The following is a 14752-nucleotide window of genomic DNA, read 5'->3' on the forward strand; positions in this document are numbered from 1 at the left end:
AGCGAGTTGGGCACGGATCTCGTCCGGGATGCGCATACCACACCAACGAGCCACGGGACGGGAAGCAACACCTTGATGATCTGCAAGCCCTAAGGGCTGTCCCGCTATTCGCGCGTCCACACCCCTCGTGTGGTACAGCGACACTGACCCGGGCGGCCGACTCGCCAGATCGGGCACCAGGAATCCGGTTGGGCCCGCCCGCGGACGATGCGTACCCTGTCGGACCATGTGCTACCACGCGTTCAACGGCGCCTTCCGGCACTACGTGTGCATCGCGTGCCGGCTCTCCTTCAAAGGCAGCACGTGGCCGATCCGGAAGCGCATCTGCCCTGGCTGTCGTGAACAGCTCGTCTTCGCCGGCTACGACTTCGCCGCGCCCCGGCGACGCGACACGAAGGCATGGTCCGTCGTTGCGACCGTGCTCGCGGAGGGGCTGACCTACGATCACCGCCCTGGCTGCGGCTGCTCTCGGCTCCCCTCCTTCCGGCCCCGGACCCGAGCTCAGGTGCGTGTCCGGCGCCGCGCAGCCGAGCGGCTGGGCCTGCCTCTGTCGGTGACCCTCGCTCGCCGCGACGCCTTCACCTCGGAGAGCCGCGACGAGCAACCCCCCTCGCCGTCAGCCGCGAAGCGCGATACGACCTGAGCGTCGCGTCGACGCGGCATGCCGCGCTGGCCATGTGAGCGGTCAGGGCGTAGTTCGCCCTGAGAAGATCCCGCTGTGGCTGGAGTGATCACGGCAGCAGAACCGTCCTGGATACCAAGAGGCCCTAATCCCTTGTTAAGGCGTTCCAAGAGAGCGGTAGCTCCAGGAGCGTTCGAGTGCCGGACCGCGACACTTCGTGGCTGCCAGGCGGGCAACGCCTCGCTTTAGACAGCGTGCGCGGTCCTGGTGCTCATGGTGGTGGTCGCGTGGGCGCCGTATGAATGCCCCAAGAGGCCCTGACGTGCGACGTCTCAAGGCAGAGCGGCGACATGCGGTGCAGCGGGGCCGCCACCACCGTCGACGGGCGCTGGTGCTCGTCAGCACTGGACGGACGCCTGTGCAGGTCTGGGCCTTGATGCCTCCAGCCAGAGCGGCGACGTCCAGGGCCGTCGAGCGTCAACACCACCCTTTGATCACTCGTTGGTCTTGGTGGTGCGAGCCTGCCGCACGGTGACCTCTTGATACGCCCGAGTCGTCCGAGCTCCCGCGCAGACCGAAGCCCGTGGGGTGCGCTGGTGCCACGAACGGCTAGTGAGGTGGAGGCACAGCCGCAAGGCGGTTGATGCCTGGGATTAGGGTCTGTCCGGCGGATCTTGCCGGGCTCTCCCTGAGCACAGCGGTTGCTGTGGCACTTGACGGTGCTTCCGGATAATTGAGTCGACACCCGTTCCGAGCTGCGGGAAACTCCCCGCGATGACTCAACGAACCGACACTCCTCCCACGTGGGACGAGCGTACGCAGCTGGCCACCTTCCTGGACTACGCCCGTGATACCGCGCGAGCCAAGTGCGAGGGCGTGTCCGCCGAAGACGCCCGCAAGGCCCCACTCCCGAGTTCACCGCTGATGACGCTGTGCGGACTGATCAGCCATCTGCGGTGGGTCGAGTACTACTGGTTCCAAGTGATGTTCCTGGGCGAGGAGCTCGCGGGGCCGCTCGCCGAGGCGACCGACGACGATCCCGATCCCGAGATGCGGACAGCCGTCGATATCCCGTTGCCCCAGCTTCTCGCCGAGTACGAGGAGCAGAGTGCCCGCTACCGTCGCCTGGTGTCCGACCGCGAGCTGAACGCGACGGCCAAGCGTCCCATCAGGGACGGCCGCCACGTCGACCTGCGCTGGGTGATCCTCCATCTCATTGAGGAGACGTCCCGCCACAACGGTCACCTCGACGTCGTGCGTGAGCTCGTCGACGGGCAGACCGGCGCCTGAGACCTGTCGTCCGGGTCACGAGCGGAGCCAGAGCCGGATCGAGGCGAGGGTGACGGTGCCGTGGAATACGTAGGCGCGCTTGTCGAACCTAGTGGCCACGGCGCGGGAGTTCTTGAGCGCCAAGATGGTCCGTTCGACTTCGTTCCTGCGCTTGTAGATCGTCTTGTCGAAGCTGGCGGGCCGTCCGCCCTTGCTGCCGCGGCGTTTGCGGTTGGCCCGCTGGTTCTTCGGCTCAGGGATGGTGTGCTTGATCTGCCGTCTGCGCAGGTAACGGCGGTTACGGCGGGAGGAGTACGCCTTGTCACCGCCGAGGTGGTCGGGGCGGGTACGGGAGCGTCCGCCGCCCAGGCGGCCGACACGGATGCGTTCCATGACGGGGATGAACTGCGGGGCATCGCCCCAGTGGCCTGGAGTGATCAGCAGGGCCAGGGGGCGGCGCCCGCCTTCCCCAGCCAGATGGATCTTGCAGGTGAGGCCGCCCCGGGAGCGTCCGAGCCCTTCGTCGGGACGGTGTTGCCGGGGCGCGCGCCTTTTCCCGGTCTGCGGGGGCCTCTTGCGTGCTCCGGCCGCGTGCCTCGAGAACGGCCTCCTCGTCGAGCGCGAGGAGCGGGCAGCTTGATCGCGTCAGAGAGTGCCCGGCCGGGCCATGGCGGGCCAGTCCAGCTGCATAGATCTTGATCTATCCTCGGTCTTTCACCACCGGGACAGGGGCGATCAGACATGGCGTATCGGGTTGGCGACGAGGTGACCGTCTCTTGCGAGCCGGCAAGCGCTCGGGTCGTCTCGGTGAATGCGACCCACATCCGTCTCCAATGGCCATGGGGAGAGATCGACAACTCCAGGCAAGTTCGCTGGGACGGGACATTCCACCTCCCGTGGGCCGATTCGAGCGGTGAATGGACCCCGTATCACTTCGAGCCGGCGCCTCCCGCCCTCCGAGCAGGAGATGTCTGCACGGTGTCGATCCCTCCCATTCGCCTCTGCGTGGGGCACTACGAGGAGTACGACCCTCCTCGTGACTTCGGCTGGGTTCCCGCCCCCACCGCCGGAATCTACGTCGTGCCGCCGGAGAGCTTCGACCTGGAGGACGTGGACGAGACCGCGGGGTGCATGCTCTACCTCGGCGGAGCAGAGCCTCATCGAGTAGACCCTGTCCAGGGCTGAGTCGCCAACCGCACGTCATCTCGTCCACAGACTATTGCTCTCCGTGGGCCTCACAGGGGCGCTACTGGATGCGAACGGCTGGTGTAGTTGGGGTACTTCGCTGCTGTACCGCGTCACAGGTCCACTTGGGACTCCGTTTCGCGGGACTGGGACTCTGGAGGGATCTACTCGATACTTGTGCGCCGACCTGGTGAAACGGTCCTTTGGGGAGCTGCGGTGGCTGGTGCCCAACGCTCGCGATTTCCCGCTGTTCCGCGTTCGGTCTGGTGCCGATGTGGTGCGGTGCTGGTGCGCCCCTCGGCGGCACTGTCAGTGCGTGTCGCTAAGGTCACCGGTACTGACAGCTGAGCAGAGAACCACCAGGGGGAACTTCATGGCAAGAGAGATCGCGGCGGCTGTTGTGGACGCGTGGGATGAGATCGAACGGTGGTACGAGGCCCAGGGTGCCGCGCATCTGATCCTGCCTCCTGCCTCCGGTGAGCAGATCGCCGCCCTTGAGGAGATGCTCGGCATCGAGCTGCCTGAGGCGGTCACGGCCTCGCTGCGGCGACACAACGGATCGACGGACGGGGGCTGGCCCACGGGCACGCTGTTGTCCTGTGACGGCATCCTGCAAGAAGTGAGTGTGTGGCGCGACCTCCTGACCAGCGGCGACTTTGACGACCTCAAGGACTTCGTTGCGGACGGCGAGGCACTCAAGGCCGGCTGGTGGCAGTTCGGTTGGGTCTCGCTCGATGCAGACGGCGGGGGAAACGGCGCGGTGCTGGACCTGTCGCCGGGTCCTGGGGGACAGGTCGGCCAGGTCATCGACATGGACCACGAAGCAGGGCCGAGCGGGCCCATAGCGAGTGACTTCGTCGGATACCTGACGGCAGTGGCCGCCCGGCTGGGCGACTTCGCAGTGATCGACGGACAGTACGTCGAGGAACAATAGATGGGGCGCCCTATGCACCCTGGCCCAGCCCTGGCGCGGGATGACCTCGTGGACTTTGCCGTACGGTCTCATCTTTATCAGGTCGATCACGGGGGACTGCCCACGTCGACCAACCGCCCTTGCGCCCCAGTCGATCGTCACCCGAGGTTCAGCGTCGACCGCCGCTGTCCGTGCTTGTTGGTGTCAGCTACTGGTGTCCGCCGCCGCACGTGGTCTTGGCAGGGGCCTGCCCTCTCCCGCCTGGAGTACATACGATCACCAGGTGACGACGCCTCATGGTGGCCTTGTGATCGAGGCCGCAGTGTTTGTCGGCCGTGGTACACCGGTCACCGGGTGGGGCCTACTTGGGCCGTTCTTCATGGGCGTGCTCTTCGCGGCTGTGGGACTGGTCATCGTTAGCGACTATCGGGGCTTCGCGACTTGGCACCGCCGACGAGCTGAGGCGACTGTGCCGTTGTGGCTGCGGCGCCTGTCCGAGGGGCGCAAGGGACAGCGACGCGAGTTCAACGACCGCGTCAACCAGGTCATTCAGAAGATCGTGGGTTGGGGGTTCCTGGTCCTAGGCACGTTCATCGCCGTCGGCGCGTTCATCCAAGGGATCTCCGACTTGAGCCGAGGTCGCTGACCCCCGCTCCTGGCTTCACCCACCCAGATCCGCGTCCCCCGCCTTGGGCCGGGCAGGCCCCGCAAGAAGCCCCCACGGCGTCGCCGCGGACCGGGCATACAGCAACCAGCCCTGCCGCGAGTCCTGCGACGTCGCGACATCCCGCACACGATTGCAGAGAAGACCGACAGCCAGGCCGCCCGCCTACGCAAAGGCTCACGCGGAGGGCGGCCACCCGGCTTCGACGAGGACCGCTACAAGAAGCGCAACACCGTTGAGCGGGCCATCAACAAACTTAAGAACCACCGGGCCGTGGCCACTCGATACGACAAGCGCGGGTATGTGTTCCTCGGCAACGTCACGGCGGCCGCCATCGTCATCTGGCTGAGGGCTTGAAGTCGTTCACAGCACGAACGGATAGTAGGCCAAAGCCTGGTCAACGACTTGGGCTGCTGTCGGCTCTTGCCTGTCCTTCGGCCAGAAGATCAATCCAGCAACGTAGCCAGTCGGGCAGCCGAGCCCCCTGTCGAGCTCGTCCAGCACGCGCTGCATCTCGTCTTCGTCGTACTCAACATTCATGACCTTCTGCACCAGCGTGACCGCTGTCTCGCGAGTCATTTGCAACTGAACCCACCCTTCGAGAGCAGAAGCACCCTACTCAAGCGCAAGATAGGCCGGACAGCTCCTAGCGGAGCATTGGCTCGGCGACAGGCTTCAGATCGGCCACCGAATCAGCTGAAGGCACGTGTGATGCGGTGAATACACCCGCCCACAAAGGGGGGCCGGGACGGGTGTGGCACCGTGGACTCAGGCGGGTCCGCCACTTCCCCCGTGGTGGAGGGCCACGCCTTTCTACGTGGCCGTCTGCTCCGGCTCCGGCGGGGAGGCCTCCCCGAGGACCTGACACAGATCGGTGTACATCCGCAGCCGTACACCTGGCTGGCCGGCATCCCGAGTGGTGTGCACGGCGGTCGAGGTGCCCCACAGGCGCGCGATCGCGGCCTGGAAAGCGAAGACGGTGTCATCGTCGAAGCCCGCCACGTCGATGACGAGCAGGCCGGGTTCGGACAGGTGCGCTTCTCGGATCGGGTCCACGTCTGTCAGTACGTCTTCGTGTACGGCCAGGGTTCTGTTCAGGCTCCGGATTCACCTGGCCGGGTGAGTTGTCAGTGGCGACGCCACGCCCTGGAGACCCAGACGCGGCATGCCCGTCTCCGTACGCTCGACCTGGCGGGCATGCAGCTGCTGCAGACCCTCTTCGACGCCGCGCGCGTCCACGGCACCGAGGTGCGCCTCACCCCCGTGACGGCCCCGGCGTACTGGGACGGCCCCGCCTTCACCAGAGGGCCGGACGTGGCCACCGTGCTGGAGGCTCAAGCTGATCCTGGTCGGCCACTCGGGCAGCTTCCTCTGGCCTGACGACCCCGCGCCGGGTGAGAACTTCGAGCACGTTGGCGCCGCCTTGGAGCCCCGGCCCCGGCAAATCTCAGCACGGAGCACCGCCGCGACGAACGCAACCCGGCCGCCCACCGGCTCGTGGACCTCCTTGCGTAGGTCCTTCACGTGGACGCGGACCATGGGATACGAGACGTAGTCGGCCCCACGGTCCTCGACCAGGCGGCCGTACTTGCACTGGGCGGTGTGCCGCTGCCTGGGCGGAGAGTCCAGGCCAGCCCGCAGCATCCCGTCAATCAACGGAGTGACTGAGCGCGGCCGGGCCGCGGCCTTGCGGACGCTCGCTGATCTCACCATGGAGGTAGAGAACCACAAGGTGCGCTTGGCGAGGATTGCGGTGGGCGCGACCGCGCACAGTTCGGCTCGATTGGCGTTCGCCCCGTCGCATCCGGTGTCGTATCCGCCGTCGCTTCCGTGTACGCGCTTGAATACGACACCCTTACACCCCCGTCCCTGCAGGTCAGGCGACCTGCGAGCCACCAGTGGGCGAGGGCGACTGTATATCGGTGCAGCAACGCATCCCGATCCACCACCAGCCGGCCCGGTTCCGTACACCCCGGTGCCCGCCGCTCTCCGCCCTGCTGCGTCTTTCCCGCTTATTGATTCCTTTTCTCCCGACAGCCCAGGCATGCGGGCCGGCTCGGCGCTCACCGTGCAAGGCGGCGGCACCCAGGCGTAGCCGAGGGTGGGGGCCGCGCCGGGGGCCTAATCGGGCGCATACTCGAATTTCCGAAATCTCAATTAGGTGGGCGGCTTGCAATCGGTCGTGTGGGCCGCCGATCGCGACGCCTTGCGTCGCGCCGCCAGGAATTCCCCTGAAAGCGAGTCGTGAATTCGCGAGAATTCCAGCATTTCCGAGCCGGAATACGTCTTCAGGTGGTGTGCGGGTCGAGCTATATTTGAATTGTTCCCGGAAGGCCGGGAACAGAAAACCTCCGATGGGATCCGCCCGGAAATGGATGACGGGTGGAGTGCGCCCAAAAAGGGCCTGAAGTTTTCAGAATTCGGAATATGGCTGCGCCTACAGAGAAGGGCTTCACGAGATGACCGCTACCGCCGCACCGACGCCCCCGCCGTCCGGGACCACCACGCAGGCACCCGTATCCGGTGCGCCGAACACCTCAGCGGCGCCTGCCAGTTCACCGCCCGGCCCCGTAGGGAAGGCGCGCCCAGGCCAGTTGCGGGCGATGATCGCGCAGGTGTTGGCGGCGAATGCGGCGGCGATGTTCACCGTCACGGAGCTGGCCAGGATGCTGGGCCATTCCGGCGGGGCGGTGGGTAATGCCTGCGAGACCCTGGCACGGCGGGGCGAGGCGGAACGTGTCGGCTCCAAACCACGTATGTACCGGGCGACACCGGCCACAACGACCGCAGCCCAGCGTGCCTCTGCAGGCCCGCCCGCCCCGAGGCCCAGGCCCCAGGTGCCGCATCAGGCCACCGGGCCAGCGGCTGCGGCTGCCCCGCCGGGCGGTCGGCCGGAGCCGATCACCCGGCCGAACGGGCAGCGCTACCACCCCAGGGCGTTGGCGCAGTTGCCGGATGTGGAGGCGCTGCGGCGGCTACGCCAGGCGCAGGTTCCGGTGTTGCTGTACGGGCCGCCGGGGACGGGGAAGACCTCACTGATCGAGGCTGCTTTCCCGGACCTGATCACGGTGGCCGGGGACGGCGACACCACGGTCGGCGACCTGATCGGCGAGTACACCCAGGATGCCAGCGGCGGCTACCAGTTCATCTACGGGCCGCTGGTGACCGCCATGCAGGAAGGCCGCGCCCTCCTCCTGGACGACGCCACCCTGATCTCGCCGAAGGTGCTGGCAGCCCTGTATCCGGCGATGGACGGCCGCAGGCAGATCCAGGTCAAGGCACACAAGGGCGAGACGATCACCGCCGCCGACGGCTTCTACGTGATCGCCGGACACAACCCGGGCGTCCACGGCGCGGTCCTCACCGAGGCCCTCGCCAGCCGGTTCAGCGTGCAGATCCAGGTCGGCTCCGACTACGACCTCGCAGCCTCCCTACAGATCAACCGCACGGCGGTGCGCATCGCCCGCAACCTCGCCGCCCTCCAGCAGGCAGGCGACGTCGGATGGGCCCCGCAACTGAGGGAGTTGATCGCCTTCCAGAAGATCGCCGACGTGCTCGGCACCGAGGCCGCCTTCGCCAACCTGATCGGAATCGCCCCCCTGGAAGACCGCGACACAGTCGCCGAGATCGTCACCAAGGCCATCGGCCGCCCGGTCACCGCCCTCGCCCTGGGCCGCCAACTCTGACCCCGCCCCGGCCCGGCCAACCACCGGGCCGGGCCCCGGCCCGCCACCCACACCCACCGACCCTTCTGGAAGGGACCGCATCTGCCATGCCCGCACCCGCTCACGTGTTGCCCACCCCGCCCGCCCAGACCGAGACCGAACAGGCTCTGGCCCGCTGGGAGGACGACGGCGGCCCCATCTACCAGCCCCGGCCCAGCCTGCAGACCGAACACTGGCTGCGGATCGCCGCCGCCCTGACCGAACGCCTCCCCGAACTCGCGGGACGCGAGGACGTGATCGTCACCTGCGAAGAGCAGACCCGCTCCGGGGCCCCAGCCGCCTTCTTCCCCACCCAGGCCGCCCTGGAAATCGACCGGGCACTCTTCGCCCCGCTCCACCCGGCCATCATCGACCCCACCCGAACCGGAGACGAGCACAACTACCCCGTCGCCTGGGGCGCGTTCACCCACGAAGCTGCGCACGCCGCCCACAGCCGGTGGACCACCCCGCCCCCGCTACGCGGCACCGCCCTGGACGCGGCGGCCCAAATGCTGGAGGAATCCCGCGCCGAACACGCCCACCTCGCCCGCCGCCCCGCCGACCGCACGTTCCTACGCTCCGCCATCCACACCCTGGTCCTCGCGGACTTCACCACCCACACGCCGGGCGATGCGTGGCGGGCCGGGCTGGCCGCCGCCTTGATCCTCGCCCGCCGCGACGCCGGAATCCTCGACCCAGACGAAACCCAGCCCGTAGAACACGCCGTCACCAGCATCCTCGGCCAAGGCCTGCTGAATACCCTTGCGGCTATCTGGACGGCCGCGCACACCACCGGCGACGAGGACACCCGGGCGATGCTGGCTCACGCCCAGGCATGGTGCCAGGCCCTCGGTGCAGCCCCCGACCAGCAGGAACCGACCCCAGATGCATGCTGCGGGCATGTCGGGGAGCTGGCCGAGGCGGTCGGCAAGGTGACCGCCCAGGTGACCGTGAACGAGGCCACGCAGCGCGCGGCCCAGGCCCGTATCGCGGCGGCCCGCACCGCCCGGGCCAAGGCGAAGGCCACCCAGGCCGCCCACGCACGCAAGGCGGCCCAGATCGCTGAGAAGGTCTTCGCCCCCGGCGCCCGGCCCTTTACCCCCGATAGCCAGCGTGAGCGGGCACGGGGCCGCCGCATCCCCTCACCTGTCACCGGAACCCGCCCGCCCACCCCGGCCGAGAAGGCGGCGGCCGGACAGCTCGCCCGGGCCCTGCGCGCCGCCGCCTACCGCGAACGCACGGTCACCGTCACCGCCTCGACGGTCCCGCCCGGACGCCTGAGCATGCGCGGTGCGCTGGCGCGGGACGCGCAGAAGGCGGCGGGGGCGATGCCCACGGCCCAGCCCTGGATCCGCACCCAGCGCCGCCAAAGCCCCACCCCACCGCTGCGCGTCGGCATCGCGGTGGACGTCTCCGGCTCCATGCGCGCCGCCGCCCACCCGATCGCCTCGGCCGCCTGGATCCTTTCCAAGGCCGCCGCCCTGACCGACCCGGACTCGCGTACCGCAACCATCGCCTACCGCCGCTCCATCACCGCGATCACTGTCCCCGGGCGGGTTCCGACGCGGGTGACCGAGTTCGACGCGGACGGCGGCGGACACAGCCTCGCCGAGGCCACCGACGCCCTCACCGCCGGACTCGACCTCACCACACCCGGTGCGGGCCGCCTGCTGGTGATCGCCTCCGACGGCTACTACCGCCCCCAGGAGGCCGCCTCCGCTACTGAGCGCATCACAGCCCTACGGGCGGCGGGGTGCGCGGTGATGTGGCTCGCCTTCGACCCTGACCCCCACCCCCTGCCCGGCACCACCCTCCTCCAACTCGCCGACCCAGCCCAAGCCGCCGCCGCGATCGGCAAGGCCGCCACCGCCGCCCTCGCGGCCACCAACCCCTGACGCCCCGCTGCCGCCCCGGCTCTGCCCGGGGCGGCACCCCCAACCGACCGCTGACCCACCCGCCGTAAGGAGTCCGCTCGCCCATGACGTCTCTTGCCGAACGAGCCCACGCCGCCGCCGCATTCATCCGTCACAACAACGTCGTCAGCCTGCACGGCCCCTACCGGGGCGAGGAACACGCCCGCACCGCCGTACGTCTCGCCGCCGCCCTCGGCCTCAGCCTGGACCAGATCACCACCACCCCCGACTGGCTGCGCCGGCGCACCACCCCGGGTGAGCCCATCCTGGCCACCGCCACCTGCCCCGACACCGGCGAGACCTACACCTTCCTCGCCCGATCCCCGATCTACGACGACGACCCATTCGAACTCCTCGGCCCCTGCCCCCAATGCGGCGCAACCGTGCCCCTCGCCGAGATCAGGCACCTCGCCGACCTCGGCACCCACCTCGCCCACCCCCCGCTCAAGCCCGAGGAACTCATGCACACCGACAGGCTGCCGGACACCTTCACCCGCGACGAAGGCCACACCTGCACCTGCTCCTACGGCGAAAACCTCTAACCCTCAAGCACCCGCCATCCAGGAAGGAACCCTGCCGCCATGACCCACCGCATCAGCCGCCACCCCGGCACCCCGGCCCGAACCAACACTCCCACCGCTGCGCCCGGTTTCGACCGCCCAGCCCGGCGCCTGCCGGGGGACGAGGCCCTCCGCGTGACCCTCGGCGAGGACGGCCCCCACCTCCTTGACCGACAGAGCCGAGAACGGGGCACCGCGCTGGGAGAGCTCGCCGACCTGGTCCTCAAAACCGCCCACGAAGCCGACCGGCTGCACGGCAAACTCCACCGCCACGCCGCCCACGTACGCGCCCGCCTCGACGACGCCCTCGACCCCCACCTGGATCCAGCCTTCGTCCCCGTCACCGGCCTGCTCACCAGCACCGGCCACACCACCGACCTGCACGCCGCCCGCTTCGCCCAACAGATGAGCCAGCTCGCCCTCGCCTTGGAGAGCTACCAGGCCGCCGTACTGCACACCGGGAGCGTGACCAGCCGCAGTTGACCCACACGGGCGTCGGGCCCCGACTCTGCCCCTCCACCCCACACACGGCGGGCCGGACACATGGAACCGGCCCGCCCCGTCTCCGGGAAGGACGTTTGACCCGTGGCCGTGCCCGCAGCCGCACACCACCACCAGCTCGTGCACCAGGTGATCCAGCACGCGCACGCCCCTCCTCGCAGCCGTCGACCCGGACGAAGAAGCCCTACCGGCTGCCGCGCTTTGGCCCGTGCGACAGAGCAGGTGTCGGTCGAGGAGCGTGCCGAACCGGATCAACTTGCGCTCGCCTGGGTCGCAGCCGAGCCCGCCGTACGTACCCTGGCCTGCGCCCGCATCCCCATCCGGGCACAGGACCCGCACCTGGCGAACTGCCTTCAGGCCCTCGACCAAGATGCCCCGTACGGCTCGTGTCGGCTTGCTCGCGGCGGCCGTGAGGCGCACCGTCCCCGACCACGAAAGCAATACGTTGCGGTGGGGTGACAGCGGCACGCGCTGTCACCCCACCCCTGGCACTTCCAGCGCCTCATCACACGCACGGTTGCCGCGCCCAGTGGCGACCGGCGACGCCCTTTCGCCGGTCAGCGGTGGCGGTGGCCGCCCCAGGAGACGGAGTCGACGAACTGGTGGTGGTTGTTGCGTAGGGTCGCGGTGTCGGAGGTGTTGTTCCAGACGTAGGCGCGGCGGTCCTGGTAGAGGTCGTGGCGGGAGCCGCGCCCGATGCCGGTGTGGACGCGGACGGTGGAGCGGCCGTCCAGGCGTCCAGGTTCACCACCCGGCGGGTGTTGTTCGTGATGTCCACCCACTCCTGGTTCAGGGAACGGATCGAGCGGTCGTCGCGACCCGGGGAGTCGTACTGCACCCGGCTGATCTGAACACTGGCGCGAGACGAGCGGTGGTCGGCCGCGGAGGCGGGCACGATGATCACCGCGGCGACGGCCGCGGCACTCAGTGCGGCGGCGGTCAGACGGCGAGCAGACACGGAAACGGTCAAGGTCCCCCTGCATGGTGCGGGCACAACTCCGGGTCCGCAGCCCACAGGGCCGCAGCTGGGGTGTGCAGAGTGCGAGAAGCGGCCGGCTGGCCGCGCACCCACACCTTGCCCACCACGTGAGGTAAATGTGGGCGAGAGGTGAATCGTGTCACAGATCGCCCATACCGCCGTGACTCTCGCCTGCGACATCCATCTACGTGGCGAGCACGCCAGGTTGACACCCCTCGGGCCGACAACCGGTGCGGGCCCTGACCAGGCGCCCCCATACGCCACCGTCGGCGCACCGGACACTGCGAAGCAGAACGAGGCCGCCGCTCGCGGCGTCATCCGCGCCACGGCGGACACCGTCCTCGAAGCCCAAGGGCGCCATGAGGACTGCCCTGCTCCGAACCGGTGATGACCGAAACCGATCCCTACGCAACCGGAAGATCACTCGGTGTGGTCCATCCTGGGTGACCCGCCGTGGGACGACACCCTGCCCGGAGCCGCCCGTATGACACCGCTTCCGCCGCCGAACCCCTACCCGCCGTCATGGCCGCACTGCGGGTATGACGCCGACTCGACCACCGATCCGGTCGGCTGCCGCGGCATCCACGTAACTGGCCACACCGCGTGCCTGGCACACCTTGCGGACACTGATCGTGACGCCTACCTGGCCAGCCTGACCCCCGGCGCCAACATCGACCATCGCGGCACCCCTTTCTCCGGAGACCTGCTACGCCGACTCCTCAGCGCGCTTAGCGATCCCACCACCCAAAGACCCCAGCTTGGGAACGGCAACTTCAACGAGGCGGACTTTGACGGTGACGCCAACTTTCAGAGGGCGACGTTCTTTGGGATGGCCAGCTTCGACGGGGCGCAGTTCTCCGGTGACGCAACGTTCCACGAGGCTCAGTTCTCCGGTGACGCATGGTTCAGTCACGCCCAGTTCTTCGGAATCGCTGGGTTCGGCGGGGCCCGGTTCTCCCGCGAGGTGTGGTTCGACCGGGTGCAGTTCGGCAGCGCCGAGTTCAGCGAAGCACAGTTCTCCAGCGACGCCTGGTTCCGAGCGCAGTTCTCCCACCTCGCGAGATTCGGGGGCGCGCAGTTCTCCGGCACCGCCGGGTTCTTCGGAGCAGAGTTCTCAGACGAGGTGAGGTTCGATGGGGCGCAGTTCTCCGGCCTCTCCGGGTTCGGCAGGGCGCAGTTCTCCGGCCACGCGAGGTTCCGAGAGGCTCAGTTCTCTGGCGATGTTCAGTTCGACGAGGTGCAGTTCTTGGACGACGTCTCGTTTTACGGGGCGCGGTTCGCGAGAGCTACGGAATTGGGGCCGTTTGTGTGCGCGAACGCGGTGAATCTGTCGGGTGCCGTGTTTGAGGCACCGGTGACATTGGAGATTGCGACGCTGAAGGTGTTCTGCAAGCGGACTCGATGGGATTCGACAGCGGTGGTGCGCCTGCGGCGGGCCAGAATTGATCTCAGTCATGCGGTGCTGTCGGCGCCTGTAGCAGTCACCGCCCACCCGATCCCCTTCAATGCCATGGCCACTGTGGACGAGGGCTCACTGGCGGGCCACAGCGAAGGGGTGCGGGTGGCATCGATACAGGGTGTCGATGCCGCCCAGCTGGTTCTGACGGACATTGACCTGACCGACTGCCTGTTCTCAGGCGCCTTCCACCTCGACCAGCTTCGCCTGGAAGGCCGCACCGTCTTCGCGCCCACGCCGATCGGCTGGCATCGGCGAGGCATCTGGCCAACGCGCTGGAGCCGGCGGCGCACCCTGGCCGAGGAGCACCATTGGCGCGCGCAGGCCGCTGGCCAGCCTGCCCTGCCCCCGGGGACTACGCCCTCTGACGCTCAGTGGCGTCCTGGCCGGTATCACTCCGATCCCGACCTCACCCCTGATCCCGAGGACGTTGCAGCCCTCTACCGGCAGATACGCAAAGCCTTTGAGGACGGCAAGAACGAACCCGGAGCCGCCGACTTCTACTACGGCGAGTGCGAGATGCGCCGCCACGACCGCACCGGCACCCCGCCCGGCGAGCGCCGATTGCTGTGGGGCTACTGGCTACTGTCCGGCTACGGCCTGCGCGCCTCCCGCGCCATGGGCTGGCTCCTGGCCGCTATGTCCCTGACCGTGTTGCTCCTCATGGGCTGCGGTGTGCCCACCCACGACCCCGACCCTGCCACCACCGGCACTCTCCACGGCAGCAAGATCAGCCTCAACACGACCACACCCGACCCAGCACTGCACGGCGGCTGGGACCAGCGCATGACCTGGGCGCGTGCGGAGAAGGCCACCCGCGTTGCTGTCAACTCGGTGGTCTTCCGGTCCTCCGGCCAGAACCTCACCACCCTCGGCACATACATAGAGATGACCTCCCGTCTCCTGGAGCCCACACTCCTTGCCCTGGCCGCACTCGCCGTACGCGGCCGCATCAAACGCTGACCACCGCACGAGAGGATGACCCC

Annotated in this window: 14 protein-coding genes and 2 pseudogenes; 11 read left to right on the forward strand and 5 right to left on the reverse strand. The window is 68.5% G+C overall.

Translation table 11 applies throughout. The features are described 5' to 3' along the window. Positions 1-226 precede the first annotated feature (226 nt). Positions 227-643, forward strand: a complete 417-nt coding sequence (locus ACFYZJ_RS34825) for a hypothetical protein (protein WP_388575112.1) — start codon at positions 227-229, stop codon at positions 641-643. A 753-nt stretch (positions 644-1396) separates the two neighbouring features. After that, the gene (locus ACFYZJ_RS34830) at positions 1397-1912 is read left to right on the forward strand and encodes a DinB family protein (protein WP_388575115.1); all 516 of its coding nucleotides are present in this window, start codon (positions 1397-1399) and stop codon (positions 1910-1912) included. A 15-nt stretch (positions 1913-1927) separates the two neighbouring features. Here ACFYZJ_RS34830 and ACFYZJ_RS34835 read toward each other — a convergent pair. After that, a pseudogene (locus tag ACFYZJ_RS34835) lies at positions 1928-2488 on the reverse strand (IS5 family transposase); the annotation flags it as partial. A gap of 381 nt (positions 2489-2869) precedes the next feature. Here ACFYZJ_RS34835 and ACFYZJ_RS34840 point away from each other — a divergent pair. From ACFYZJ_RS34840 to ACFYZJ_RS34850, 3 genes are all read left to right on the forward strand, one after another. Then, a complete protein-coding gene (locus tag ACFYZJ_RS34840) occupies positions 2870-3076 on the forward strand; it encodes a hypothetical protein (protein ID WP_388575118.1) in 207 nt (68 codons plus the stop codon). 373 nt (positions 3077-3449) lie between these two features. Next, positions 3450-4010: an SMI1/KNR4 family protein gene (locus ACFYZJ_RS34845; RefSeq protein WP_388575120.1), complete on the forward strand. Its 561-nt coding sequence runs from the start codon at positions 3450-3452 to the stop codon at positions 4008-4010. 262 nt (positions 4011-4272) lie between these two features. Beyond that, positions 4273-4635: a hypothetical protein gene (locus ACFYZJ_RS34850; RefSeq protein WP_388575123.1), complete on the forward strand. Its 363-nt coding sequence runs from the start codon at positions 4273-4275 to the stop codon at positions 4633-4635. A 381-nt stretch (positions 4636-5016) separates the two neighbouring features. Here ACFYZJ_RS34850 and ACFYZJ_RS34855 read toward each other — a convergent pair whose 3' ends face one another. Both ACFYZJ_RS34855 and ACFYZJ_RS34860 read right to left on the reverse strand, forming a co-directional pair. After that, a complete protein-coding gene (locus ACFYZJ_RS34855; protein WP_388575126.1) occupies positions 5017-5232 on the reverse strand; it encodes an e9imm peptide in 216 nt (71 codons plus the stop codon). A gap of 234 nt (positions 5233-5466) precedes the next feature. Beyond that, positions 5467-5709, reverse strand: a complete 243-nt coding sequence (locus ACFYZJ_RS34860; RefSeq protein WP_388575129.1) for a DUF6207 family protein — start codon at positions 5707-5709, stop codon at positions 5467-5469. Positions 5710-5850: 141 nt separating this feature from the next. On the opposite strand from ACFYZJ_RS34860, the gene ACFYZJ_RS34865 reads away from it, so the two are divergent. Next, positions 5851-6033, forward strand: a complete 183-nt coding sequence (locus tag ACFYZJ_RS34865) for a hypothetical protein (RefSeq protein WP_388575132.1) — start codon at positions 5851-5853, stop codon at positions 6031-6033. Positions 6034-7105: 1072 nt separating this feature from the next. Here ACFYZJ_RS34865 and ACFYZJ_RS34870 read toward each other — a convergent pair. Next, the gene (locus ACFYZJ_RS34870) at positions 7106-7306 is read right to left on the reverse strand and encodes a hypothetical protein (RefSeq protein ID WP_388575371.1); all 201 of its coding nucleotides are present in this window, start codon (positions 7304-7306) and stop codon (positions 7106-7108) included. On the opposite strand from ACFYZJ_RS34870, the gene ACFYZJ_RS34875 reads away from it, so the two are divergent. The 4 genes from ACFYZJ_RS34875 to ACFYZJ_RS34890 all read left to right on the forward strand — a co-directional run bounded on the left by ACFYZJ_RS34875 (position 7260) and on the right by ACFYZJ_RS34890 (position 11313). Next, positions 7260-8339 carry an AAA family ATPase gene (locus ACFYZJ_RS34875; protein WP_388575357.1) on the forward strand — a complete coding sequence of 360 codons (1080 nt, stop codon included), beginning with the start codon at positions 7260-7262 and terminating at the stop codon, positions 8337-8339. The genes ACFYZJ_RS34870 and ACFYZJ_RS34875 overlap by 47 nt on opposite strands. A gap of 86 nt (positions 8340-8425) precedes the next feature. Next, entirely contained in the window at positions 8426-10252 is a 1827-nt protein-coding gene (locus tag ACFYZJ_RS34880) for a VWA domain-containing protein (RefSeq protein ID WP_388575134.1), read from the forward strand. 83 nt (positions 10253-10335) lie between these two features. Continuing rightward, on the forward strand, positions 10336-10812 hold the full coding sequence (locus ACFYZJ_RS34885; protein WP_388575136.1) for a hypothetical protein: 477 nt from the start codon (positions 10336-10338) through the stop codon (positions 10810-10812). A gap of 39 nt (positions 10813-10851) precedes the next feature. Beyond that, entirely contained in the window at positions 10852-11313 is a 462-nt protein-coding gene (locus ACFYZJ_RS34890) for a hypothetical protein (protein ID WP_388575138.1), read from the forward strand. Positions 11314-11888: 575 nt separating this feature from the next. Here the strand turns inward: ACFYZJ_RS34890 and ACFYZJ_RS34895 are convergent. After that, positions 11889-12289: pseudogene (locus ACFYZJ_RS34895) on the reverse strand (lamin tail domain-containing protein). 448 nt (positions 12290-12737) lie between these two features. Here ACFYZJ_RS34895 and ACFYZJ_RS34900 point away from each other — a divergent pair. Further along, positions 12738-14729: a pentapeptide repeat-containing protein gene (locus ACFYZJ_RS34900; protein WP_388575140.1), complete on the forward strand. Its 1992-nt coding sequence runs from the start codon at positions 12738-12740 to the stop codon at positions 14727-14729. Positions 14730-14752: the final 23 nt, after the last annotated feature.

Origin of the sequence: Streptomyces sp. NPDC001848, assembly GCF_042891915.1 — a bacterium.
Lineage (GTDB): Bacteria > Actinomycetota > Actinomycetes > Streptomycetales > Streptomycetaceae > Streptomyces.

Bases quoted from the DNA above. Each gene is read 5' to 3' on its own strand.
- ACFYZJ_RS34845 (WP_388575120.1), top strand. From the start codon at position 3,450: ATGGCAAGAGAGATCGCGGCGGCTGTTGTGGACGCGTGGGATGAGATC.
- ACFYZJ_RS34880 (WP_388575134.1), top strand. From the start codon at position 8,426: ATGCCCGCACCCGCTCACGTGTTGCCCACCCCGCCCGCCCAGACCGAG.
- ACFYZJ_RS34855 (WP_388575126.1), bottom strand. From the start codon at position 5,232: ATGACTCGCGAGACAGCGGTCACGCTGGTGCAGAAGGTCATGAATGTT.
- ACFYZJ_RS34825 (WP_388575112.1), top strand. From the start codon at position 227: ATGTGCTACCACGCGTTCAACGGCGCCTTCCGGCACTACGTGTGCATC.
- ACFYZJ_RS34865 (WP_388575132.1), top strand. From the start codon at position 5,851: ATGCAGCTGCTGCAGACCCTCTTCGACGCCGCGCGCGTCCACGGCACC.
- ACFYZJ_RS34885 (WP_388575136.1), top strand. From the start codon at position 10,336: ATGACGTCTCTTGCCGAACGAGCCCACGCCGCCGCCGCATTCATCCGT.
- ACFYZJ_RS34890 (WP_388575138.1), top strand. From the start codon at position 10,852: ATGACCCACCGCATCAGCCGCCACCCCGGCACCCCGGCCCGAACCAAC.
- ACFYZJ_RS34830 (WP_388575115.1), top strand. From the start codon at position 1,397: ATGACTCAACGAACCGACACTCCTCCCACGTGGGACGAGCGTACGCAG.